This window comes from Microbacterium sp. LWO12-1.2, assembly GCF_040675875.1.
Classification (GTDB): Bacteria; Actinomycetota; Actinomycetes; order Actinomycetales; family Microbacteriaceae; genus Microbacterium.
The window spans coordinates 3388959-3410950 of the sequence record NZ_JBEGII010000001.1; the positions used below are offsets into that span (position 1 = coordinate 3388959).

Here is a 21992-nt window from a genome sequence, read left to right on the forward strand (position 1 = left end):
CCGCCCCACTGATGTCGCCCCACCGATGAAAGGCCCACCCTTGTCGCACCCACGCGCCACCGTCCACTGGATCTACGCCCACCCTCAGAAGAGCTCGTTCAACGCGCGGCTGTTCCGTGACGGCGTCGAGGCGCTCTCGCGCGACCACGACGTCGAGACCACCGATCTCTACCGACAGCGGTTCGACCCCGTGCTCGCAGCCCCTGACCTGGGCGACCCGCAGGGGCGGGACGGGAATGTGGTCGAGCTGATGGGGGAGGTCTACGCGGGCGGACAGGTGCCGGCCGACGTGGTCGAGGAGCAGCGCAAGCTCCAGGCCGCCGACCTCGTCGTGATCCAGTTCCCGCTGTGGTGGTACGGACCTCCGGCGATCCTCAAGGGGTGGTTCGATCGCGTGCTCACCAACGGGTTCGCCTACGGCCAGGTCGACCCGGACACCGGTCTCCCCCTCCGGTACGGCGATGGCCCTCTGGCCGGGCGCCGCGCCCTCGTGATCGTGACGGCCGGTGAGGACGAGCGCTCCATCGGCAGGCGGGGTGTCAGCGGAGACCTCGACTCGCTGCTGTTCCCCCTCACCCACGGAACCCTCTGGTACACGGGGATCGAACCACTCGACCTGCACGTCGTCCACGACGCAGACGGCCTGGAGCGCACCGAGATCGAACGCGAGAGCGCACGCCTGGTCGAGCGGCTCTCGGGGATCGGCGACGAATCGCCGAGCAGCCCGTATCGCCGACTCCGAGACGGCGACTACCACGGCACCCGGGCGCTCCGAACGGATCTGCTCCCCGGTCGCACCGATCTCGCGATCCATCGAGTGCACAGCGACTGAGCAGCGCGGGGCCCGGCGGAGGGCGACGCGCAGGGGCGAGCCGGATGCATCTGCAGTTTCCGCCGGAGCGGTGGCAGAGTGGCCGTGAAGGAGGCGGCACATGGGTGGAGCGATTCTCTGGGGTGTGGTCGCGGCGGCGCCGCTGTTCATCGGCGCGGTGCTCGCGTTGCTCCGGAAATGGCCACCACGTTGGCTCGGCATCGTCCTCGGCTTCGGCGCCGGCGCCCTGATGGCATCCATCGCGTTCGAGCTCTGGCAAGAGGGGCTCGACCTCGCCGGTCCCATCCCCCTCGTGATCGGCGTCGCTGCCGGTGCGGTCAGCTACTACATCGCCGACCGCATCCTCGATGCACGAGCCGCGAAGACCAAGGCGAAGGCGGGCGGCGGCCAGCTCGCTGTCGGTGCCCTGCTCGACGGCATTCCCGAGCAGCTCGTGCTCGGCATCGGTCTCGCCTCCGGGGAGCCGGTCAGCATCGCGCTCGTGGTCGCCATCCTGGTCTCGAACCTGCCCGAGTCGATCGGGTCGGCGGCGGACCTCCTCGAGGGCGGGATGGCGAGATCGCGGGTGCTGCTGCTGTGGGCCGGCGTCGCCGTGATCTGCGCACTCGCGACCATCGCCGGGTTCGGACTGGCGAGCATCACCGGCGACGACTTCCGCTCGGCGGCGAGCGGTTTCGCGGCCGGTGCCCTGCTCGTGATGCTGGTCGACTCCATGATCCCCGAGGCGCAGTCCAAGGCGAAGGAGTCCACCGGACTCGCGACCGTGCTGGGCTTCGCGCTCGCCGCGGGTCTCGCCCTCGCGTCCTGACGAACCCGGGGATCACGGCGTCGGTCAGCGACCAGGCATCGCCGGGGGGAGGGTCAGTTCTTCCCGTGCGTCTGGTCGCGGCGCACGAGGCGACCAGTGATCTTCTCGACGCGGAAGGTCAGCGGAAGGTCGCGATCACTGTCGGCCCACGGACTCACGCGAGCCCTGGCGCCGGGGACCTTCTCCTCGGGCACCCGCGAGAGGGAGCCGTGCATCAGCACGCTCCAGGCGCTGCTGCCGAGGGGGTCGTGGTAGTCCACCTCGAAGGACACATCCGCCGGCTCTCGCGTCAGCTCACCCAGCAGGCCATCGGGAGCGGTGCGAAGCAGCAGGTCGTGACCGGAGACGACGAAGTTCACGGGGAAGATCTGCACCCGCCCCTCGTGGACGAAACCGACTCGGCCGATCGTGGTCGTGGTCAGCAACTCGTAGGACTGCTGCTCGTCGAGTGCTCGGATCATGGGCGTTCGCCTCCCTCGGCGCCAGTGTATCCAGCCGGGGACGGGACTTCGAGGGGTTCCTGCGAGATCGGAGCGAGGCGCCCCGCCACCCGGCGGCCTCCGACGCGCGGAACGGCCCCGCCTGGCGGGTTACGCTCGGGTGCGACCTCCGGGAGGCTGGCGGGACGCCGCCATGACCGCGGCCGAGAACAAAGGAGTTCTGATGACCGAAACGACCCTCCGCCCTCCGTTCGACCCTGAGCTGGAAGCGGCGCTGGCCCTGGTCGGCGACCAGCTGCCGTCGACTCTGACGGCCGAGATGATCCCGTTGCTCCGGCAGAATCCGGTGAGCGGCGAGGACGAGATCTTCACCGTGCTCGACGAGCGTGGCTTCACCCGACGCGACGTCACCATCGCCGGTCATGAGGGTGACGAGATCGTGGTCACCGTGATCGAGAAGGCCGGTCGCACCGGCACCGGTCCCGGCTTCTTCCACACGCACGGCGGCGGCATGATCATCGGCAACCGCTGGCTCGGGGTCGTCGGGTTCCTGGACTGGGCCGAGCGTTTCAACGGTGTCATCGTGACGGTGGAGTACCGGTTGGCGCCGGAGTTCCCCGACCCGTATCCGGTCGAGGACTGCTACGCCGGTCTGGTGTGGACGGCAGACAACGCGGCCGAGCTCGGCATCGATCCGAACCGCATCCTGATCGGCGGTGGCAGTGCTGGAGGAGGCCTCGCCGCCGGCACCACCCTGCTCGCCCGCGACCGGCGTGGTCCCGCACTGATCGGCCAGCTCCTCATCTACCCCATGCTCGACGACCGCGACGAGAGCGTGTCGACGCAGCAGATCGACGGCATCGGCGTGTGGGATCGCGGCTCCAACATCACCGGATGGACTGCCCTGCTCGGCGACCGCAAGGGTACGGACGACGTGTCGATCTACGCTGCTCCGGCCCGTGCGACCGACCTCGCGGGGCTCCCGCCGGCTTTCATCGACTGCGGCAGCGCTGAGGTGTTCCGCGATGAGGACGTCGCCTATGCCACCAGGCTCTGGGAGGCCGGAGTCCAGGCCGAGCTGCATGTCTGGGCCGGCGGCTTCCACGGCTTCGACATGTTCGCCCCGCATGCCGCCGTCGCGCAGGCCATGCTCGCCGCCCGCAACGACTGGGTGAACCGCCTGCTCGGCTGACTCCCGCGCCCTACGGGGTCGCCCGTCGACCCCGTAGGGTGGAATCCCCCGCGCGATGGAGCCCGACATGCAAGATCTGCTGGGGCGGCTCACCGCCCTCGACCCGGATGCGAGCGAGACCCTCAAGGTCGTCTCCTACTTCGACACCCTCGTCGCGCGTGCGGTCGGCGTCGAGAGCATGCTGCGGGGCGCAGCCGTGCTGAGCGGGGCGACCGTGGGGCAGCGTGATGCGCGTCAGATCATCCGGGTGCGGGCCGACGGCGTGCGTATCGACCCGGTCGATCCGGGGGACAGGTGGATGCTGCGCGACAGCGGTCCGGATGCCGTCGCCTGGATCGAACGCGAAGGCGAGCCGCACACGAATGACGCCATGATCCTGGAGCGGCTCACCCTCGCCCTCGGCATCCTCCGCGCCCGCCGAGCCGGGGATGCGGAGAGCGCGGTCGAGCTGGTGATCAGCTCGTTCGCGGGCGAGGGCGAGCGGGCGTCCGCGCTGTCACGGCTGCGTCTGGTCGCCGAGCCGATGCGGGTGATCGCCTCTCCGCCCGACCCCGCGCCGCTGCCCCGGCATCCGTCAGCGGTCGTGGCGACACGTCATGGGCTGACCAGGGCCACGATCGTTCCGTCGGGGGCTGCAGCGGATGACGTCTGGCCCGGGTCGAGCGAGCGACGCGTCGGCATCGGAACCGCGGGCCTCGGTGACCACCTTCCGAGCTCCTGGGCGGAGGCCCTGATCGCCGTGCGCCTGACGACCGCGACCGAGCCGATGGTCGCAGCCGACGACCTCGGTGCCTTCCTGCTGATCGCCGGAGCCGCGGATTCCGGCGAGCTGCATCCGGACGCCGCGTCACTCGGGCGCCTGGATGCGCGCAGCCGCGAACTCCTCGATGCGGTGGTCGACGAGCAGAGCGTGCGGGCCGCCGCCGTGCGTCTGGGACGGCACCACTCCAGCGTGCAGGACCGCCTGACCGCGCTGATCGAGCAGCTCGGCTACGACCCGCGCACGCCGCGGGGGCAGATGCGCTTCGTCACCGCCCGCATGCTGCTGCAGCTCGCCAGCTGACGGCGCGGCATCCGCCGAGCATCCGCCCGGCATCCGCCACAGCATCCGCCCGGCATCCGCCACCTGCAGGAGGATTCGCCGGATGCAGGACGGTTGTGCGGCGTTTCGTCCTGCACGTCGCGGATGGTCCTGCAGGTGGCGCGGACAAGGCAGGCCAGGAAAGGACGGACAGGCAGCCGCCGCGGATCCTCACTCGAACCCGGGGTACTCCTGGAGCTTCTGCTCGAACTCGGCGCGGTCGGCCTCGCTGAGCACGGCGCTCGCGATCACCATCAGGTGCAGGCCCTCGAGCGGCTCGCCCGTTCGGGCGTTCTGCGCTTCCCTGGCGATGCGGAAGTCACCGGTGGGATCGTTCGACAGGTCGTAGATGTTCGCGTAGAACCGCAGCGGATCCGGGTAGTTCTCGGTGTAGTACTCCCAGGTGTGCTGCGTGCGGGGGTCATCGCTCCCGTAGAGCTTCGTGATCATCGTCGGGTCGATGCCGGAGCCTGTCGGGTCGTTGAAGCTGTACAGGTTCCACAGGCCGTGATCGACCACGACCTGGTCGATGATCCGCATGACCTCGGCCTTGCGCTCCGGGTCCTGGATCGACTCGTTCGTCGACCATCCGACCGAGGTGTACTCGATGAGCATCGACTCCCCGCCGTAGCCGTTGCGTTCGGGGCGAAGATCTTCGTCGCCCACCTCGGTCCACGTGTAGCCGAAACGGTCGCTCAGGCGGGAGCGGATGTCGGCGAAGAGGCTGTCCGCGTCGGCGCGCACCTCTTCCAGCGACTGCTGGGCGAGCACGCCCTGCGAATCTGTGCCCTTGATTCCCGGGTACGCCTCCTCGTGCTTCTGCTCCTCGGACTTCACACCTTCGTAGTTGCCCGATGCGGATGTCTGGAGTGCGCTCATGCCGCCGACGGTCGCGACGTTGAAGATGATCGTGATGACCAGCGCGATGGCCCCCAGCATCCGTCCTCTGCGCGACACCAGCGCGGCCACGACCACCGCGACGATGATGAGTTGCAGGGTGAGCATCGTGACGCCGTAGAGGATATCGGTGCCTCCGGCGAACAGCGTGCCGAACAGGATCAGCACGAACAGGATGGCGGACAGCAGGGCGATCCAGCCGATCGCGTTCGCGGGTTGCTTCGCCTCGGCAGCGTCCGGGTCGGCGACGGGAACCGGCGGAACCCACGCGGCCGGTGCCTGCGGGCGACGGGCGTTCTTGTAGCCGCCGGGCGGCGGCACGGGAGGGGCACCCTCGGTGCCGGCGACGTAGCGTGCCCGCTGCTTCTCGTGATCCATCACCATGGCTTGTCCGTTCCCGAGCCGCCGGGGTCGTCACCGTTCTGCTGCTGGTCGCGTTCCTGGGTGCCCTGCTCCAGCTTGTCCTGCAGGTCCTGCAACTGGTCCTCTGACGGCTGCGGCTCCTGCTCCTGCGGCTGCTCCTCCTCCTCGGGGGGTGGGGGCTGCTGCTGTTCCTGCTGCTTCTGCTTCAGACGGTCTCTCGTGTCCTCGAGCGACTTCTCCATGTCGCGCTGCGGATCCGAGGACTGCTGCTGCGCTTCTTCGCTGTTGCACTCGTCCGGCGTCTCCACCGTGATGGTCAGCGCCTCGCCGTAGAGCTCGGCCGCGCCCGCGCCGTCGCCGTCCGCGCGGGCGGCATCGCCCTGCCGTTCGATCACCAGAGCGAGGTTGATGCGCACGCCGCAGACCTCGAGGCCGTGCGCGAGCTCGAGGGCCTCTTCGAGCTTCGCGCGGGCTTCGGGGAGCTGTTCGGCCGCACCCAGGGCGGTCCCGATGTTGAAGGGCGCCTTGTACGGCTCGAACCAGTTGAGGAACTCCTGGCCGCGCGCCGCGGACTCCGACCCGGAGTAGTCGTCGACCACATACGCCGTGATCGCCTGATGCGCGAAGGCGTACATGCTCAGCAGCTTGCCCACGAAGAGCAGCGCGGCGAGGGTGAGCGGAAGCGTGCCGATTGCGATCCACCGGCGGATGCGGCGGCGCCGGCGATTCGCCGCCAGCAGCGCGGCCGCGGGGCTCGAGGACTCGGCGGTCATCGTGCACCTCCCTCGGGGCGGGGCTCTGCAGGTCGCGGGGCGCGGAGCTGACGCAGTCGTGCGATCAACATCGTGGCCCTGGTCAGCTCGAAGCCGAGGAGCGCGAGGATCACGAGTGCGGCGACCCAGTAGAGCTCCGTGACGTTCCCGGTCGAGCCGGACTCCGCATAGCTGGTCGTCGTGGAGGGAGGCGCGGGCAACGTCGGCGCTGCATCCGCTGTGCGGTGCTGGTACTCGACGCCGAGCTGGTCGGCGACCGCCGTCAGATTGGCCTCGTCGATGGTGGACAGCGCGTCGGCGCCCTCGTACTCGATGTAGCCGGGGTCGTCGCCGGAGAGCCCGCCGCTGGTGATGCGCATGGGCCCGCCCTCGGCGGTGCCGTAGCCGAACACGGCGCCCGCATCGGTGTACTTGGCGCTCGCGCTGAACGACTCCGGCGGCGTGTCCACCGTCTGCTCTCCGTCGCCGAAGTAGAACACCATGCGCGAACGGTCGGGCGAGGACTCGGCGGCCCCCTTCAAGGTCTCGGCGAGCAGCGGGGCGGCGATCCCGATCGAGCTGCCGCGCGACAGGCTCGTCACCTCGGGCCGCAGTACATCGAGAGATCCCACGAGCGCCGTGGTGTCGGTGGTCAACGGCATGCGCAGTTCCGCTGCGGCGTCGAAGGTGAGCAGGGCGAAGCGCGCACCCGGGTACTCCTGGATGATCGCCCTCACGTCTTCCCGCACGCCGTCGAGGCGCGGCTGGTCGCCCTCCCAGTCCTCGGCGACGATGCTCGCGGTGGTGTCGACGACCAGCACGATGTCGGTGTCGGTCGCGAGGGTCTGCGTCGCGCCACCGGGGATGCCGGGCCGCAGCACCAGGAAGAAGCACGCCAGCACCAGCACGAGTCGCAGTGCCCACAGGGCGCGGTGTGAAGCGGCGGCACCGGCGTTCTCAGCCTTCGACCCTGCTGCCTTCCCCTGGGTCTCTGCTGCCTTCCCCTGGGTCCCTGCTGCCTTCCCCTGGGTCTCTGCTGCCTTCCCCTGGGTCCCTGAGCCTGTCGAAGGGCGAGGCGCACGGATCAGCACCCACACGACGAGGGCCGTCAGCGGGAGGAACAGCAGCACCAGCAGCAGTGGGTGCAGGACGGGCTGGAAGATCACAGTCGCACCCTCCACACCACGATGATGAACGACAGCACCGCGACCATCAGCACCGCGATCCAGAGGTTCGGGCTGTCGGTCCACACGATCTGCGCCTCTCCGCGCAGCGCCGTGGCCTCCTGCTCCTGCACCTGGGTGACGATGTCGGAGACGGTGGTCGTGTCACGCAGGCCGAAGGCGGCTCCGCCGGTCGCCTCGGCGGCGGCGGCCAGCTCGGCGCTGACGTCGGCATCCTTGCCCTGCACCGGGTTCAGTGCGAACACCCGCACGTCCTTCGACGCGGCATACGCGGCTGCCTCTTGCAGGGTCACGATCGAGGCGCCGTTCACCTCGTTGTCGGTGGCGAAGATCACCGAACGGGAGCGCTCGTCGTCCGGCCGGTCGAAGCCCATCGTGCACGCGGCGAGCCCGTCGCCGATCAGCGATGCGCCGTTGCCGTTGAGGGTTCCGACCCAGTGCTCCGGAATCTCGTCGACATAGTCGAAGCTGCTCTTGATGCTCTCCAGGTGGCGGCGGATGAACTCGTAGTCGTCGGTCAACGGGAAGATCTGCACCGGGGAGCTGTTGAAGATCGTCAGTCCGATGCGCTCGCCCTCGAAGTCGTCGAGCAGTTCCTCGAACACGCTGAGCACTTCGACGTCGACCTCGGTCATCGACCCCGACACGTCGAGGCACAGCATGATGTCGCGGCTCGTGTTGACGGGCTGGATGGTCTGCGATGACATCGGGCGTGCGGCCACGACGCCGGCGGTGATCACCGCGACGGCCCCGAGCGCGAGGATGCCGGTGAGCGCGAGCACTCGGCGCAGCAACGCCTCACGGAAGCTCGGCAGCTGACGGAGCCGTTCGGCGCGCGAGATGCGTGCCGTCTCGGCGGCGTGGGAGTGGCCGCGGCGGCGCAGGCCCAGGAAGAGACCGATACCGACCGCCGCGACCACCACCGCGATCGCGACGATGATCATCCAGAAGTTCGCTAGTGCCATGTGCGCACCACCGTCCGCGCCGCCTCGGCGCCGGCGACCGGATCGATCGCGGGGCCCTGGCGGAAGATGCTCGGGTAGTAGTGCCGACCCAGGGCGTCGATCAGCGCGGGGTGCACGCCGCGGGCCTTCAGATCATCGAGAGCGAGCACCGGGGCCTCCAGCCCGCTGTACTCGTTGACGAACGTGCGCACGACACGGCTGAGCTCGAGGTTGGCGTTGCGCGGGGTCAGTCGGCGCTCGCGGTAGTCGGTCTCGATCTGCTGGATGCGGTCGAGATACTCCGTGCGCAGCTGTGAGAGCACGTCGGCGGTCGCCGGCAGCGGACCCTGCGGCTCCGTGACGGCGGCAGCGCGGCGCGGACGCGTCAGGAGGATCACCAGCCAGGCCGCGGCGACCAGCAGCAGCAGGATGCCGATGGCGAGCAGCATCCACCCCCAGCCGTACTGGGCGGGAGGGTAGAGCTCATCAGAACCGGGCATTCGACCTCCGGTTCAGCAGATGCAGCAGCTGAGCGACGGCGTCGTCCTGTCCGTCGAGCACGGCGTGACTGATCTCCATGCGCGTGAGCGTCTCGGCCAGTCGGGCGGCATCCGCCTGGGTCTGCGCAGTCAGCTCCTGCACGATGCCGAGGTCGCCCTGCACGAAGTCGGGTACCTCCCAGAGGCTGTCGACGTCGCTGCGGGTGCGTCCGGTGGCATGATCGAGCACCGGTTCGGCGTCGCGCACCGTGAGCCAGAGCACATCGTGCTGCACGCGGAGTCGGCGCAGCATCCGCTCGGTCTCGTCGGTGATGGGCGCCTCGTCTGTGACGATCGCGACGATCATGCGGCGGGAGATCGTGCGGGTGACGAACGACAGCAGGGCGTCGCGATCGCTTGGCGCCGAGCTCGTGCTGATCGCCCGGTCGATCGTGCGCAGGGTGTGCTCGAGTGCCCCCTCGCTGCGACCGGGAGCGACGCGGCGCACCTTCGCGGCATCGCCGTAGACGGCCGTGAAGTCGTCGCCGTGGCGGAGCGTGAGCACCCCGAGCGCTCCGGTCGCGAGGATCGCCAGGTCGCGCTTGGGCTGCTCGTCGGCGGCGAGGGCAGCCATCGACCGGCCGGTGTCGACCACGAACAGCACGGTGTGCATGCGCGTCGCCCGGGAGCGCTTGACCAGCGGTGTTCCCAGACGTGCGGTCGCCCGCCAGTCGATGTCGCGCACCTGATCGCCGTACTCGTACTTGCGCAGGTCCTCGAAGTCCAGACTGCGCCCGTGCAGCAGCGAGGCGTACGCGCCGTCGAGGGCGTGCATCGACTTGCGCGACGAGTGGATGAAGAGCTTGCTCTTCACCTGGGCGATCAGACTGGCCATGGGGAGATTCCTGGGTCCCTGCGTCGGTTCCCTGAGAGTGTCGGGGGTCAGGGGGTGGGCACGGAGGCGAAGATCTGGTCGATGATCTCCTCGCTGCGAATGCCCTCGGCGTCGGCCTCGAACGTCAGCAGCACCCGGTGGCGGAGGACGAGGTGGCGCAGCGCGCGGATGTCCTCGGGGAGAACGTGCGAGCGGCCGCTCAGCAGCGCGAGCGCACGCGAGGCCTGCAGGAACGCGATGCTCGCACGCGGGCTCGCGCCGTACTTGATGAAGCGCGCGCGGTCCTCGCCGATGTACGGCGCCGGGTTCCGCGTGACGTAGGCGATCGAGACGATGTAGTTGCGAATGGCGGGGTCGACGTAGATGCGGCTCGCCACATCCTGCAGCAGGCGCACGTCGTCGAGCGAGATGGAACTGCTCACGTGCCGGTCGGGATCGAGCACGCCGGAGTCGATGCGGCTGAGGATCTCGAACTCCTCGGCAGGGCTCGGGTACTCGACGATCTCCTTGAGCAGGAAGCGGTCCATCTGCGCCTCGGGCAGCTCGTATGTGCCCTCCTGCTCGATCGGGTTCTGCGTGGCGATCACCAGGAACGGCTTGGGCAGATGGTGCACCTCTCCGCCGATCGTGGTCTGGTGCTCCTGCATCGCCTCGAGCATCGCGCTCTGGGTCTTGGCGCTCGAGCGGTTGATCTCGTCGAGCAGCACGAAGTTCGCATGCACGGGGCCGAGCACGGTGCGGAAGGTTCCGGTGGCGGCGTCGTAGATCTGGTTGCCGGTGATGTCGCTGGGCAGCAGGTCGGGCGTGCACTGGATGCGCTTGAACTGTGCCTTCACGGTGTCGGCGAGAGTGCTCGCGGCCGTCGTCTTCGCGAGTCCGGGCACGCTCTCGAGCAGGATGTGGCCGCCGGCGACCAGCGACACGAGCAGGCTCGTGCGCAGCCGCTCCTGGCCGACCATCTTCGCCGAGTACGACGCGGAGACGATCGACAGCACCTCGGCGGCACGGGCCATCTCGGCTTCGGTCGGGGCGCCGGTGTTCGGTGTGGCCGCTGCCGGGGCGGTGACGGTCGGGCGCGAGGCTGCCGCGGGGGCGGGCGGAGGCGGCGGGGCCTGCGAGGACTGCGGGTCCGGCGCGTAGGGCTCGGTCATCTGGTGGCTCCCTCGATCTTCGGGGGCGCACGTCACGTCCGACCCCCGGAAACAGCGTAACCGCATCGCCCGAGGGCGGCGGCCGCCCGCATCCGCTCGCTGGCGCCGCGACGTGGCATCCGCTCACTGGCATCCGCTCGCTGGCGCCGCGACGTGGCATCCGCTCGCTGGCATCCGCTCGCTGGGGCCGCGACATGCAGGACCGATGGCCGGATGCAGGATGAATCACCGGCATCCGATCCTGCACGTCGCGGATGCTCCTGCAGATGGCACGGCAGGAGGGATGCAGTCGGGCGCCGGAGAGCCCGAGGTGTCGGCCACCGGCAAGGTCGACCAGGCCACCCCGGCGCCACCGGTCGACCCTGCTAACGTCGAAGAGCAGCCGCTTTCCGGGCAGGTCGAGCTATTTCGCTCCCACCAGGACAGAACTGTTCCTCGCTCGGATGCGGCCGTGCCGATACATGACTGAAGAGTATGAGGACAATACGTGACGAGTAGAGAACGAGTAGCGATCATCGGCGCCGGCCCCTCGGGCATGGCGCAGTTGCGGGCCTTCGAGTCCGCAGCCCGCGCGGGGGCGGAGATCCCCGACCTGGTCTGTTTCGAGAAGCAGGCCGACTGGGGCGGACAGTGGAACTTCACCTGGCGCACCGGATTGGACGAGTTCGGAGAGCCGGTGCACTCCAGCATGTACCGCAACCTGTGGTCGAACGGCCCGAAGGAGGCTCTGGAGTTCGCGGACTACAGCTTCGACGAGCACTTCGGCCGTCCCATCTCCTCGTACCCGCCGCGCCCGGTGCTGTGGGATTACATCGCCGGTCGGCTGGAGAAGAGCGACGTGCGCGATCTGATCCGCTTCCAGACCGTGGTGCGTTGGATCGAGTTCGACAGCGAACGCGAGGTCTTCACCCTCACCAGCGAGCATCTCCCCACCGGTCGGTCGATCGTGGAGGAGTTCGACCGCGTGATCGTCGCCAGCGGACACTTCTCCTTCCCGAACGTGCCGGACTTCCCCGGCATCGAGACATTCCCCGGCTACCTCAGCCACGCCCACGACTTCCGCGGCGCCGAGGCGTTCGCCGACAAGGACGTGCTCGTGATCGGGGCGAGCTACTCGGCCGAGGACATCGGCAGCCAGGCGTTCAAGATGGGCGCCCGCTCGGTGACGGCGAGCTTCCGTTCGGCGCCGATGGGCTATGACTGGCCGGAGGGCATCACGGAGCGGCCGGTCGTCGAGCGCTTCGAGGGCAGCATCGCCCACTTCGCGGACGGCACGTCGAAGCACGTCGATGCGGTCATCCTGTGCACCGGGTATCTGCACAAGTACCCGTTCCTCCCCCAGGACCTCGCCCTCTCGTCGCCGAACAACGTCTACCCCGACGGCCTGTACCGAGGGGTCGTCTGGCAGGACAACCCGCGTCTGACGTACCTCGGCGCGCAGGACCAGTGGTTCACGTTCAACATGTTCGACGCGCAGGCCTGGTACGTGCGCGACCTCATCCTCGGGCGCCTGGCTCTGCCGGACGAGCAGGAGCGCGCGGCATCCATCGCCGAATGGCGCACCCGGTTCGGGCAGATCGATTCGGCCGCCGCGGAGATCCGCTTCCAGGCCGACTACATCCGCGATCTGCTCCGGCTCACCGACTACCCGGAGTTCGACATTGACAAGGTTGTCGAGATCTTCCTCGCGTGGAAGCGCGACAAGAAGGACGACATCATGGGCTACCGTGATCGCATCTACGAGTCGGTCATGACCGGCACCCTCGCGATCGTGCACCATACGCCGTGGCTCGAGGAGCTCGACGATTCGCTCGAGCGCTACCTCGATGTGGATCCGGATGCCGTCGAACCGGCGCGCAGCATCGGCGACCTGCCGCGCGACGACGACCGTGAGGTCCTCGCCACTGCCTGACATCCGCCACTCCGCCCTCCGCCCCTCCGCCCCTCCGCCCCTCCGCCCGTTCCGGGGGCGAGGGGCGGGGTCCGCGCCACGTGCAGGACCGATGGCGGGATGCAGGACGACTCGCCGGCATCCGGTCCTGCAGGTCGCGGATGCTCCTGCACGTCGCGGGTGCGGAGCGCGGGTCCGGGTGCGGGCGCGGATGCGGGCGCGGATGCGGATGCGGATCGCGTCAGACCGGGGGAGTCCCGCGGCGTCGGCCGACCCAGACCACGCCGGCGGCGACCCCGATCACCGCCGCCGCGATGCCGAGGATGTAGGCCGAGACGCCGAGGTAACCGCCCGGCACGAGGTGCGGATCGAGGAACGGATACGGGTACCACCAGGGCTTGCCGGTCGCCGGGGCGATGATGAGGTTCGCACGGACGAGCGTGTAGACGGCCCAGACGATCGGGAAGATCGCCGTGATGAAGATCGCGTTCCAGCCGAGCGCCCGGCGTCGCGGAGCGACGAGCACGTCGGCGAGCAGGAACAGCGGGATCACCACGTGAAGCACCTCGTTGGACCAGGGGACCGTGACCCCCTGCGGCAGTTCGACGCCGCGCAGCAGTGTGTTGTAGACGATGCCGGTGACGATCATGTAGGTGCTCACGCACACCAGCAGTACGGCGAGCCAGCGCGGCTCGGCATCCGTCGTCGAGCGGTGGCGCAGCGCCCAGATCGCACCGATCAGCAGCACGACCGCGGAGAGGAAGTTGGACTCGATCGTGAAGAAGCTCAGGAAGTTCGCGGCGACCGTCGGCAGGTGCGCGCCCCACTCTGTGGTCGCGTCGAGAGCGTTCTGCACTGACCGCGTCAGCTGCGCGGCGATCGCCGCCAGGGCGAGCAGGGATGCCGCGATGCGGGCGTAAGGCCACCAGGTTGTCATTTCGCCTCCGTGCGTCACTGTAGTGGCCGTGGCTCGCGGTCTTCCACGACGCGCAATATATCGGTATACCTGAGGCGGGACTCGGGGCGATGACGGTCATCAGGGTCGTCATCGCGAGGGTCGATATCATCGGAGGCTGCGCGCTCTGGGGGCGCCGGAGGAGGTGGGGATCATGGTCGATGCGTCGTTCCAGGAGAGCCTCGGTCCGTTGGCCGAGGGCGCCGTGCTCAGTGATCGTGTGTTCGAGACCGTCAGTGACGCGATCGTCTCCGGTCGGATCGCCGGAGGGCAGCACGTCAGCGACAAGAGCATCGCCGAGGCGCTCGGTATCTCACGCACGCCGGTCCGTGAGGCACTGCAGCGGCTCACCTGGCTCGGGCTGGTCGAGGTCTCGCCGAACCGCTACACGCGCGTCACCGAGGTCACCGAGGAGATGATCGCCAGCACCCTCGAGTACACCGGGATGCAGGCGGGCATGGCACTGCAGCTGGCCATGCGGCGGATGGACGACAGCGCGATGCAGGAGGCCGTCGCGCTGCTGGACCGCATGATCGAGGCATCCGATGCGGACGCCGCCGATGACCTCATGCTCGCCTCGCGGATGTTCGTCGGCTTCCTGACGAGGGAGTCCGGCAACCGTCTCTTCGCGACGGTCATGCACGAGGCCAGCCTGCTGGTGGCGCGCAACCTCCGACAGTCGGAGACACTGATCGGTACTGCGGAGTTCCGTGGCGAGTGCTACCGGCGCATGCGCGTGGCGATGATCGCGGGAGACGCGGATGCCGCCGAGCTGTGGTTCCGCCGTCAGCACGGGGTCGGGGTGGGCTCGCTCCCCGTGTGACGACGAGGCCTGCTCGCAGCGGTCAGGCCCGGCGCCCCCAGCGCAGCCGCGTGACGAGCACCCCGAGCAGGCACAGTGCGCCCCCGAGGAACATCAACGGCGTCGGCACCTCGCCGAGGATCGCCCACGACATCAGGATCGCGACGGCGGGGACCACGTAGGTCGTGGCTGACGTCTGCCCGGCCGAGCTGCGCTGCAGCACATACGCCCAGGTCGTGAAGGCGATCGCCGTGGGGAAGATCCCGAGGTAGATGACCCAGAGCGTCGCATCCAGCGGCGCGGTCTGCAGGGCGCCGATGAGGCTCCCCGTCCACGGCAGCAGAGCGAGGGTCCCGGCCAGCGCCCCGAACCAGGTGAGCGTCGTGGCGTCGGTTCCGGCGCTCAGCAGATGCTTCTGCACGAGCGTGCATCCGGCGTACATCACCGCGGCGAGCAGAGCGAGCAGCAGGCCCGTGATGTCGGGGCCCGCGCTGGTGGACGAGTTCATGCCGATGAGCACGACACCGAGGAAGGCGATCGGCGCCCCGATCACCAGCGGCTTCGGGAAACCCTCGCGCAGGAACAGTCCGCTGAAGATCACGACCATGAGCGGCGCGAGGTTCACGACCATCGCGGCCGTGCCCGCGTCGAGCGTGCGCTCTGCGGCGTTGAGCGCCAGGTTGTAGACGCAGAACCAGCCGACGCCCCAGACGATGATGAGCCACCAGTGCCGCTTCGCCGGAAGACGGATGCCGTGGCGCAGCGCGATGATCGCGAGGGCCACGCTGCCGACCGCCATACGCAGCAGCGCCAGGGCGCCGGGGTCGAAATGCGGACCCGCCCCGCGGATGCCGATGAACGCCGATGCCCACAGCACGACCGTCACCAGGGCGGCGATGAGGACGAGTGGTCCCTGCGTCTTCGGTGCACCCGTGTCGGTGCGCACGCCGGGTTCGTCGGAGGTGGCTTCTGGCATCCATCGATCCTGGCAGGCACCTCCGACATCGGTCGACCCGTCGAAGCGACATCCCTCGTCGTATTTCGGACGACCCCCCCGGTCGCGATGTGTCACCGCAAAACGTCGTCGGAGCTGGCATATCGCGACCGGAGGGGCCTCGGGGAACGCTTCGATAGGATGGGACCGCCCGAAGAGGGCCAGCTCATCGGCCGGTGCAAACCCGGCGAAAGCAGGGGGGACACCCATGCCAGGAATCGTAATCGTCGGCGTGCAATGGGGCGACGAAGGAAAAGGCAAGGCCACCGATCTGCTCGGTGAGCGCACTGACTGGGTGGTGAAGTTCAACGGCGGTAACAACGCCGGGCACACCGTCGTCGTCGGCGACGAGAAGTACGCCCTGCACCTGCTGCCCTCCGGCATCCTCTCTCCCGGTGTGACGCCGGTCATCGGCAACGGTGTGGTCGTCGACCTCGAAGTGCTGTTCTTCGAGCTCGAGGCCCTCGCCGCCCGCGGCATCGACGTCTCGCGCCTGAAGGTCAGCGCCAACGCGCACATCATCACGCAGTACCACCGCACGCTCGACAAGGTCACAGAGCGCTTCCTCGGCAAGCGCATGATCGGCACGACCGGTCGGGGCATCGGCCCGGCCTACGCCGACAAGATCAACCGTGTCGGCATCCGCGTGCAGGACATCTTCGACGAGAACATCCTGCGCCAGAAGGTCGAGGGTGCCCTCGACCAGAAGAACCACCTGCTGGTGAAGATCTTCAACCGTCGCGCCATCACCGCCGACGAGATCGTCGAAGACCTGCTGTCATACGCCGACCGGCTGCGGCCGATGGTCGCCGACACCGGCTACCTGATCGCACAGGCCCTGGACCGTGGCGAGGTCGTGGTGTTCGAGGGGGGCCAGGCGACGATGCTCGACATCGACCACGGCACCTACCCGTTCGTTACCTCGTCGTCGGCGACCGCCGGAGGCGCCGCGACCGGTGCCGGTGTCGGTCCCGGAGCGCTCGACCGCATCGTCGGCATCGTCAAGGCGTACACGACCCGCGTGGGCTCCGGTCCGTTCCCGACCGAGCTCTTCGACGAGCAGGGCGAGTGGCTGCGCAAGCAGGGCTTCGAGTTCGGCACCACGACCGGCCGGCCGCGCCGCGTCGGCTGGTACGACGCCCCCATCACGCGCTACGCGACGCGCATCAACGGCATCACCGACCTGGTGCTCACCAAGCTCGACATCCTCACCGGGCTCGAGCAGATCCCGGTGTGCGTGGCCTACGACGTCGACGGCGAACGCTTCGACGAGGTTCCCGTCAACCAGACCGACTTCCACCACGCGAAGCCCATCCTGGAGTACTTCCCCGGGTGGAACGAGGACATCTCGGTCGCGCGCACCTTCGACGACCTGCCGAAGAACGCGCAGGACTACGTGCTGGCACTCGAGAAGATGAGCAACACGCGCATCTCGGTGATCGGCGTCGGCCCCGAGCGCGACCAGGTCATCGTGCGCCACGACCTGCTCGACTGACACGCAACTCGATCGACGTATCGACCAGTCGGCACCGGTGCCGGTGAGAGGGAGAACATGACGCGGTTCTGGCTCGGCGGCTACGGCTCCGGCATGGATGGTTCGGCAGACGGCATCGGGCTGCTCGCCGGCGACTCGGGGCGGGAGGCCACCACCCTCGCGTACCGCGGTGCGGTGACCGACACACCGTCGTCTCCCACCTGGCTCGCGCGCCACCCCTCGCTCGACGTCGTGTACGCCGCGCTGGAAGGTGCCGCCGTCGTGCAGGCGTTCGTCCGCACGGGTGACGCGTCTCTCACGCCGCTCGGCGAACCGGTCGAAGCCGGAGAGTCGGTGTGCCACGTCGCGGTCGCGCCGAACGGCACCTCCCTGATCGCGAGCTGCTACGGCGACGGCCGGGTCGTGCGCATCGGCCTCGACGCCGCGGGACGCCCCGTCGCCGACCGCGACAACGACGCCGCCGCGCTCCGGGCCGCCCTGCTCGGCGAGGAGCAGCCGGAGACGGTGCCGGCGGGTGTCGGTGCCGCGGCATCCGACCCGCACGCCGCAGGAGGAGACCGCGTCTCGCGGGCTCACGCCGCGGTGTTCCTGCCCGACGGCCGCATCGCCACCACCGACCTCGGCTTCGACATGGTGCGCTTCTGGCGGCCGACCGCCACCGGGCTCGCGCTCGATCACGAGGTCACCTTGCCGCTGGGCACGGGCCCGCGCCACATGGTCGTGCACCCCAGCGGGCACCTGCACGTCGTGACCGAGTACTCGTGCGAGGTCTTCACGCTCGCGGCAGGCCCCGACGGCACCTGGGGCATCGTCTCGTCGGTGCTCTCGAGCCCGATCGCCCAGGTCGGCACCGACTTCCCGGCCGAGCTCGCCCGCACGCGCGACGGGGCGTTCCTGTACACCGCTCTGCGCGGCAGCAACACGATCGCGGCGCTGCGGGTGCGCGGCGGCGGAGAGTCGCTGGAATCGGTCGCGCTCGCCGACTCGGGAGTGAACTGGCCGCGCCATCACCTCGTCTACGAGGGCAAGCTCCTCGTCGCCGGGCAGCTGTCCGACACGATCACGCTGCTCGACCTCGATGAGCGCACGGGCGCACCGCTCGGCATCCGGCACGAGGCGGCGGCCCCTTCACCGACCTGCTTCCTGCCGGTCGACTGAGGCATCCCGGGCCCCGGCTCGCCCGGCTCGCGTTCACAACTCCTCAAAGAACCGCGCCAGCGGTCGACCACCCGGCTGAGTCGGCGAAAACGCGGGGCTGCCGCCGAGGTGCAGCACAGTTCTTGAGGAGTTGTGAACACCGCCGCTTGACCTCAACCTTTGTTGAGGTTCTACGTTCGAACTTATGACGACAGAAACGGGCGAGATGCGCGCCACGACGGTGAAAGAACCGGGCATCCTGAGTGGCGCGTACCTCTGGATCACGATCGGCGCCTGTGCGCTGGTGTTCCTCGGGGCGTTCGAGTCGCTGGCCGTGACCACGGTGATGCCCGCGGTGAGCGCCGACCTCGACGGCGAGCGGCTGTACGCGCTCGCGTTCGCCGGTCCGCTCGCCACCGGCGTGATCGGTATGGTCGCTGCGGGCAACTGGGCGGACCGCCGGGGTCCCGTGGAGCCGCTGTACACCTCGGTCGGCATCTTCGTGATCGGCCTGCTCGTCGCCGGCTTCGCCCCCACCATGGAGGTGCTGGTGGCGGGCCGCTTCGCCCAGGGCCTCGGCAGCGGAGCGCTCACCGTCGCCCTCTATGTCGTGGTCGCCCGGGTGTATCCGCGCGAACTCCACCCCGCGATCTTCGCCGGGTTCGCAGCCGCGTGGGTGGTGCCTTCGCTGATCGGCCCCACCGTGGCCGGGGCCGTGACCGAGCTCTGGAGCTGGCACTGGGTGTTCCTCGGCGTCGTCGTGCTCGTGCTGGTGGCGCTGCTCATGGTCGTGCCGGCGCTGCGCGGACTGTCGCACGACGATGGCGACGCCTCGACCCCGTGGGCGTTCGGGCGCCTCGGGTGGTCGGTGCTGGCCGCGGTCGCCGTGCTCGGACTCAATCTTCTCGGCGATGTGCCGGGTGTCGGGCCGGTGCTCGCGGTCGTCGCGGTGATCGTGGCCCTGGTCGCGGTGCGTCCGCTGCTGCCGCGAGGCACCCTGCGTGCGGCACGTGGTCTGCCCTCCGTCATCCTCGTGCGCGGTCTTGCGGCAGCGGCGTTCTTCGGGGCGCAGGTGTACATCCCTTACCTGCTCACCGATCGCTACGCGGTCTCGCCGACCCTCGCCGGGCTCTCTCTCACCGGCGGTGCGCTGGCGTGGTCGGTCGCCGCGACGGTGCAGGGGCGCATGGGTGCCCGACTGTCGAGTGTCGTCGCCGTGCGGATCGGTACGGCGCTGGTGCTCATCGGGATCGTTCTCGCCCTGGCGACGGCGGCCCTCCGTGCGGATGCCGCCCTCATCATCGCGGCCTGGATCGTCGCTGGCACGGGCATGGGGCTCATGAGCCCCCGCACCAGTGCGCTCACCCTCGCCCTGTCGACGCCCGAGACGCAGGGCTTCAACAGCTCCGCCATGACGGTCGCGGATTCGTTCGGAAGCGCGCTGGCCCTCGCCATCACCGGCGTGCTGTTCGCGAGTCTGGCGTCGGTCGCCGACCCGTTCACGGCCGTGTTCACGCTCGCCGCGGTCATCGGCGTCGCCGCGGTGGTGCTCGCGCCCCGGCTCGGGATGCGGCAGCCTCAGCCCGTCGAGGGGTGACCCCGGAAGCGCGGAATTCGGCGCGCCGGGGAACATCCGCCCCCGGATCCGACGTTGGTCTTGAACATGACGACCGGCGACGAGAGGCTTGGGTCATGAGCGCTGACAACACACGGACCGACGAATACGACCTGATCGTGCTGGGCGGAGGGCCGGTCGGCGAGAACGTCGCCGACCGCGCCGTGCAGGGAGGGCTCACCGCGATCATCGTCGAGAGCGAACTCGTCGGAGGCGAGTGCTCGTACTGGGCGTGCATGCCGTCGAAGGCGCTGCTCCGCTCGGCACAGGCGCTCAGGGCCGCGCAGCACGTGGCCGGTGCTGCCGAGGCGGTGACCGGAAAGCTCGACGTGCGCGCCGTGTTCGACCGCCGCGACTCGTTCACCAGCAACTGGTCGGATGACGGCCAGGTGAAGTGGCTCGACTCGGCCGGCATCGACCTGGCCCGCGGGCACGGACGGCTCACGGGCGAGCGCGAGGTGACCGTGACGGATGCCGACGGCGGCACGCGCGTGCTCCACGCCCGTCACGCGGTCGCGATCAGCACGGGGTCGGATGCCGTCATCCCACCGATCGACGGACTCCGAGAGGCGTCGCCGTGGACGAGCCGTGAGGCGACCAGCGCCGAGGAGCTGCCGGAGTCGCTCGCCGTGATCGGCGGCGGTGTGGTCGCGGTGGAGATGGCGACCGCGTATGCGGCGCTCGGGTCGACCGTGACGCTCATCGCACGGGGAGAGCTGCTGGCGTCGATGGAGCCGTTCGCCGGCGAGCGGGTGGCCGCGGGACTGCGCGAGCTCGGGGTCGATGTGCGCACCGGCACGGGCACCACCTCGGTGCACCGCGCCGACGACGGCGTGACCGTGACGCTCAACGACGGCTCCACCGTCGTGGCGACCGAGGTGCTGGCGGCGACGGGACGCTCACCGCGCAGCGGAGACATCGGCCTCGAGGCCGCCGGCCTCGAGCCCGGTCGCTGGATCGACACGGATGACACGCTGCGGGTTCCCGGATCCGACTGGTTGTACGCGGTCGGCGACGTCAACGGACGCGTGCTGCTGACCCACCAGGGCAAGTACCAGGCGCGCGCGGCCGGAGACGTGATCGTCGCCAGGGCGAAGGGCGAGACCGTGGACGACGGACCGTGGGGCCGTCACGTCGCGACGGCCGACCACGGCGCCGTGCCGCAGGTGACGTTCTCGTTCCCGGAGGTGGCGTCGGTCGGACTCACGGAGAAGGGGGCGCGCGATGCCGGTCGCGCGGTGCAGGTGGTCGACTACGACCTGGGCCGGGTCGCCGGCGCGAGCCTGTACGAGGACGGCTTCGAGGGGCAGGCGCGCCTCGTGATCGACACGGACCGCGACGTCGTGATCGGTGCGACGTTCGTGGGACCCGAGGTGGCCGAGCTCGTACAGGCCGCGACGGTCGCGATCGTGGGAGAGGTGCCGATCGCCCGCCTCTGGCACGCGGTGCCGTCGTACCCGACCGTGAGCGAGGTGTGGCTGCGGCTGCTCGAGGGCTACGGGCGGCAGTCGGCGTGATCCTCGCGGACGCCGCGGGAAGTCGGATGCCGCGCTGCGCCATCCGTTCCAGCGTGCGCTCCGAACAGTCCGTGAGGCATCTCGACGCTCGTGCGCGCCCGCGCGCAGAGGGGGTTTGTGTCTCACATTGACGGCGTCGCGCGCAACCCTGGCGCGGATGTCGCAGACCTCTTATACGCTCGAACCCGAATCCGAGGAGGCAGGACCATGAAGGCTGTACTCGCAGGAACCGTCATCGCCGAAGCAGATGAGGGAGACCTCGTCCGCATCGAAGGGAACTGGTACTTCCCGCCCGCATCGATCACATCCGGTGCGCTCGTCGAGAGCCCGACCGCGTACACGTGTCCGTGGAAGGGTGCGGCCCAGTACTTCTCGATCCAGGTCGACGACACGCTCCACAAGGATCTCGCCTGGTCGTACCCGACCCCGTACCCCTCTGCGTTCGACCGCGTCGGCACGGACTTCTCCGGCTACGTCGCCTTCGACCCGAGTGTCGAGATCTCGCAATGACATCCGTCTGCCGGCGTCGTGGCGCCGACGCACGCCTCGTCGATCGAACCACTGGAGA

Annotated in this window: 22 protein-coding genes; 12 read left to right on the forward strand and 10 right to left on the reverse strand. The window is 69.3% G+C overall.

The features are described 5' to 3' along the window. Nucleotides 1-40 precede the first annotated feature (40 nt). Both MRBLWO12_RS16225 and MRBLWO12_RS16230 read left to right on the forward strand, forming a co-directional pair. Nucleotides 41-832, forward strand: coding sequence for an NAD(P)H-dependent oxidoreductase (locus tag MRBLWO12_RS16225; RefSeq protein WP_363557304.1), 792 nt, complete (start codon nucleotides 41-43; stop codon nucleotides 830-832). Between the two features lie 100 nt (nucleotides 833-932). Continuing rightward, nucleotides 933-1640, forward strand: a complete 708-nt coding sequence (locus tag MRBLWO12_RS16230) for a ZIP family metal transporter (protein ID WP_363557306.1) — start codon at nucleotides 933-935, stop codon at nucleotides 1638-1640. 53 nt (nucleotides 1641-1693) lie between these two features. On the opposite strand, the gene MRBLWO12_RS16235 is transcribed toward MRBLWO12_RS16230, so the two are convergent. After that, nucleotides 1694-2101: a pyridoxamine 5'-phosphate oxidase family protein gene (locus tag MRBLWO12_RS16235; protein WP_363557308.1), complete on the reverse strand. Its 408-nt coding sequence runs from the start codon at nucleotides 2099-2101 to the stop codon at nucleotides 1694-1696. 202 nt (nucleotides 2102-2303) lie between these two features. Here MRBLWO12_RS16235 and MRBLWO12_RS16240 point away from each other — a divergent pair, with 202 nt between their 5' ends. After that, the gene (locus MRBLWO12_RS16240; RefSeq protein ID WP_363557310.1) at nucleotides 2304-3272 is read left to right on the forward strand and encodes an alpha/beta hydrolase; all 969 of its coding nucleotides are present in this window, start codon (nucleotides 2304-2306) and stop codon (nucleotides 3270-3272) included. 67 nt (nucleotides 3273-3339) lie between these two features. Next, a complete protein-coding gene (locus MRBLWO12_RS16245) occupies nucleotides 3340-4335 on the forward strand; it encodes a hypothetical protein (RefSeq protein WP_363557312.1) in 996 nt (331 codons plus the stop codon). 189 nt (nucleotides 4336-4524) lie between these two features. On the opposite strand, the gene MRBLWO12_RS16250 is transcribed toward MRBLWO12_RS16245, so the two are convergent. Genes MRBLWO12_RS16250 through MRBLWO12_RS16280 form a run of 7 tightly spaced genes read right to left on the reverse strand, consistent with a single transcriptional unit; the run spans nucleotide 4525 to nucleotide 11018 of the window. Then, nucleotides 4525-5634, reverse strand: a complete 1110-nt coding sequence (locus tag MRBLWO12_RS16250) for a hypothetical protein (RefSeq protein ID WP_363557314.1) — start codon at nucleotides 5632-5634, stop codon at nucleotides 4525-4527. Next, a complete protein-coding gene (locus tag MRBLWO12_RS16255; RefSeq protein WP_363557316.1) occupies nucleotides 5628-6386 on the reverse strand; it encodes a hypothetical protein in 759 nt (252 codons plus the stop codon). The genes MRBLWO12_RS16250 and MRBLWO12_RS16255 overlap by 7 nt, the downstream gene beginning before the upstream one ends. Further along, nucleotides 6383-7546 carry a vWA domain-containing protein gene (locus MRBLWO12_RS16260; protein WP_363557318.1) on the reverse strand — a complete coding sequence of 388 codons (1164 nt, stop codon included), beginning with the start codon at nucleotides 7544-7546 and terminating at the stop codon, nucleotides 6383-6385. The genes MRBLWO12_RS16255 and MRBLWO12_RS16260 overlap by 4 nt, the downstream gene beginning before the upstream one ends. After that, nucleotides 7528-8514: a VWA domain-containing protein gene (locus MRBLWO12_RS16265; RefSeq protein WP_363557320.1), complete on the reverse strand. Its 987-nt coding sequence runs from the start codon at nucleotides 8512-8514 to the stop codon at nucleotides 7528-7530. The genes MRBLWO12_RS16260 and MRBLWO12_RS16265 overlap by 19 nt, the downstream gene beginning before the upstream one ends. Further along, nucleotides 8505-8993, reverse strand: coding sequence for a hypothetical protein (locus MRBLWO12_RS16270; RefSeq protein ID WP_363557322.1), 489 nt, complete (start codon nucleotides 8991-8993; stop codon nucleotides 8505-8507). The genes MRBLWO12_RS16265 and MRBLWO12_RS16270 overlap by 10 nt, the downstream gene beginning before the upstream one ends. Further along, the gene (locus MRBLWO12_RS16275) at nucleotides 8980-9867 is read right to left on the reverse strand and encodes a DUF58 domain-containing protein (RefSeq protein WP_363557324.1); all 888 of its coding nucleotides are present in this window, start codon (nucleotides 9865-9867) and stop codon (nucleotides 8980-8982) included. The genes MRBLWO12_RS16270 and MRBLWO12_RS16275 overlap by 14 nt, the downstream gene beginning before the upstream one ends. 47 nt (nucleotides 9868-9914) lie before the next feature. Further along, on the reverse strand, nucleotides 9915-11018 hold the full coding sequence (locus tag MRBLWO12_RS16280; RefSeq protein WP_414685489.1) for an AAA family ATPase: 1104 nt from the start codon (nucleotides 11016-11018) through the stop codon (nucleotides 9915-9917). Between the two features lie 220 nt (nucleotides 11019-11238). Here MRBLWO12_RS16280 and MRBLWO12_RS16285 point away from each other — a divergent pair, with 220 nt between their 5' ends. Both MRBLWO12_RS16285 and MRBLWO12_RS16290 read left to right on the forward strand, forming a co-directional pair. Then, the gene (locus MRBLWO12_RS16285) at nucleotides 11239-11487 is read left to right on the forward strand and encodes a hypothetical protein (protein ID WP_363557326.1); all 249 of its coding nucleotides are present in this window, start codon (nucleotides 11239-11241) and stop codon (nucleotides 11485-11487) included. An 18-nt stretch (nucleotides 11488-11505) separates the two neighbouring features. After that, on the forward strand, nucleotides 11506-12930 hold the full coding sequence (locus tag MRBLWO12_RS16290) for an NAD(P)/FAD-dependent oxidoreductase (protein ID WP_363557328.1): 1425 nt from the start codon (nucleotides 11506-11508) through the stop codon (nucleotides 12928-12930). 220 nt (nucleotides 12931-13150) lie between these two features. Here MRBLWO12_RS16290 and MRBLWO12_RS16295 read toward each other — a convergent pair whose 3' ends face one another. Then, nucleotides 13151-13846 (reverse strand): Pr6Pr family membrane protein, encoded by a 696-nt coding sequence (locus MRBLWO12_RS16295; RefSeq protein WP_363557330.1) that lies wholly within the window; start codon nucleotides 13844-13846, stop codon nucleotides 13151-13153. 172 nt (nucleotides 13847-14018) lie between these two features. Here MRBLWO12_RS16295 and MRBLWO12_RS16300 point away from each other — a divergent pair, with 172 nt between their 5' ends. Next, complete coding sequence (locus MRBLWO12_RS16300) at nucleotides 14019-14687, forward strand: GntR family transcriptional regulator (RefSeq protein WP_363557332.1); 669 nt, start codon at nucleotides 14019-14021, stop codon at nucleotides 14685-14687. A gap of 22 nt (nucleotides 14688-14709) precedes the next feature. Here the strand turns inward: MRBLWO12_RS16300 and MRBLWO12_RS16305 are convergent, their stop codons facing one another. Then, the gene (locus MRBLWO12_RS16305) at nucleotides 14710-15642 is read right to left on the reverse strand and encodes a DMT family transporter (protein ID WP_363557334.1); all 933 of its coding nucleotides are present in this window, start codon (nucleotides 15640-15642) and stop codon (nucleotides 14710-14712) included. Between the two features lie 226 nt (nucleotides 15643-15868). Here MRBLWO12_RS16305 and MRBLWO12_RS16310 point away from each other — a divergent pair, with 226 nt between their 5' ends. From MRBLWO12_RS16310 to MRBLWO12_RS16330, 5 genes are all read left to right on the forward strand, one after another. Next, nucleotides 15869-17155 carry an adenylosuccinate synthase gene (locus tag MRBLWO12_RS16310; RefSeq protein ID WP_363557336.1) on the forward strand — a complete coding sequence of 429 codons (1287 nt, stop codon included), beginning with the start codon at nucleotides 15869-15871 and terminating at the stop codon, nucleotides 17153-17155. A gap of 57 nt (nucleotides 17156-17212) precedes the next feature. After that, nucleotides 17213-18313: a lactonase family protein gene (locus MRBLWO12_RS16315; RefSeq protein ID WP_363557338.1), complete on the forward strand. Its 1101-nt coding sequence runs from the start codon at nucleotides 17213-17215 to the stop codon at nucleotides 18311-18313. A 184-nt stretch (nucleotides 18314-18497) separates the two neighbouring features. Next, complete coding sequence (locus MRBLWO12_RS16320; protein WP_414685490.1) at nucleotides 18498-19889, forward strand: MFS transporter; 1392 nt, start codon at nucleotides 18498-18500, stop codon at nucleotides 19887-19889. Between the two features lie 95 nt (nucleotides 19890-19984). After that, the gene (locus MRBLWO12_RS16325; RefSeq protein ID WP_363557340.1) at nucleotides 19985-21424 is read left to right on the forward strand and encodes a dihydrolipoyl dehydrogenase family protein; all 1440 of its coding nucleotides are present in this window, start codon (nucleotides 19985-19987) and stop codon (nucleotides 21422-21424) included. A 207-nt stretch (nucleotides 21425-21631) separates the two neighbouring features. After that, entirely contained in the window at nucleotides 21632-21934 is a 303-nt protein-coding gene (locus MRBLWO12_RS16330) for a DUF427 domain-containing protein (RefSeq protein WP_363557342.1), read from the forward strand. Nucleotides 21935-21992 lie beyond the last annotated feature (58 nt).

Excerpts from the sequence above, each read along its gene's own strand:
- MRBLWO12_RS16250 (WP_363557314.1), bottom strand. The coding sequence starts at position 5,634 with ATGGTGATGGATCACGAGAAGCAGCGGGCACGCTACGTCGCCGGCACC.
- MRBLWO12_RS16305 (WP_363557334.1), bottom strand. The coding sequence starts at position 15,642 with ATGCCAGAAGCCACCTCCGACGAACCCGGCGTGCGCACCGACACGGGT.
- MRBLWO12_RS16310 (WP_363557336.1), top strand. The coding sequence starts at position 15,869 with ATGCCAGGAATCGTAATCGTCGGCGTGCAATGGGGCGACGAAGGAAAA.
- MRBLWO12_RS16280 (WP_414685489.1), bottom strand. The coding sequence starts at position 11,018 with ATGACCGAGCCCTACGCGCCGGACCCGCAGTCCTCGCAGGCCCCGCCG.
- MRBLWO12_RS16230 (WP_363557306.1), top strand. The coding sequence starts at position 933 with ATGGGTGGAGCGATTCTCTGGGGTGTGGTCGCGGCGGCGCCGCTGTTC.
- MRBLWO12_RS16270 (WP_363557322.1), bottom strand. The coding sequence starts at position 8,993 with ATGCCCGGTTCTGATGAGCTCTACCCTCCCGCCCAGTACGGCTGGGGG.
- MRBLWO12_RS16300 (WP_363557332.1), top strand. The coding sequence starts at position 14,019 with ATGGTCGATGCGTCGTTCCAGGAGAGCCTCGGTCCGTTGGCCGAGGGC.
- MRBLWO12_RS16325 (WP_363557340.1), top strand. The coding sequence starts at position 19,985 with ATGAGCGCTGACAACACACGGACCGACGAATACGACCTGATCGTGCTG.
- MRBLWO12_RS16245 (WP_363557312.1), top strand. The coding sequence starts at position 3,340 with ATGCAAGATCTGCTGGGGCGGCTCACCGCCCTCGACCCGGATGCGAGC.
- MRBLWO12_RS16330 (WP_363557342.1), top strand. The coding sequence starts at position 21,632 with ATGAAGGCTGTACTCGCAGGAACCGTCATCGCCGAAGCAGATGAGGGA.
- MRBLWO12_RS16320 (WP_414685490.1), top strand. The coding sequence starts at position 18,498 with ATGACGACAGAAACGGGCGAGATGCGCGCCACGACGGTGAAAGAACCG.
- MRBLWO12_RS16315 (WP_363557338.1), top strand. The coding sequence starts at position 17,213 with ATGACGCGGTTCTGGCTCGGCGGCTACGGCTCCGGCATGGATGGTTCG.
- MRBLWO12_RS16240 (WP_363557310.1), top strand. The coding sequence starts at position 2,304 with ATGACCGAAACGACCCTCCGCCCTCCGTTCGACCCTGAGCTGGAAGCG.
- MRBLWO12_RS16265 (WP_363557320.1), bottom strand. The coding sequence starts at position 8,514 with ATGGCACTAGCGAACTTCTGGATGATCATCGTCGCGATCGCGGTGGTG.
- MRBLWO12_RS16285 (WP_363557326.1), top strand. The coding sequence starts at position 11,239 with ATGAATCACCGGCATCCGATCCTGCACGTCGCGGATGCTCCTGCAGAT.
- MRBLWO12_RS16295 (WP_363557330.1), bottom strand. The coding sequence starts at position 13,846 with ATGACAACCTGGTGGCCTTACGCCCGCATCGCGGCATCCCTGCTCGCC.
- MRBLWO12_RS16275 (WP_363557324.1), bottom strand. The coding sequence starts at position 9,867 with ATGGCCAGTCTGATCGCCCAGGTGAAGAGCAAGCTCTTCATCCACTCG.
- MRBLWO12_RS16255 (WP_363557316.1), bottom strand. The coding sequence starts at position 6,386 with ATGACCGCCGAGTCCTCGAGCCCCGCGGCCGCGCTGCTGGCGGCGAAT.
- MRBLWO12_RS16235 (WP_363557308.1), bottom strand. The coding sequence starts at position 2,101 with ATGATCCGAGCACTCGACGAGCAGCAGTCCTACGAGTTGCTGACCACG.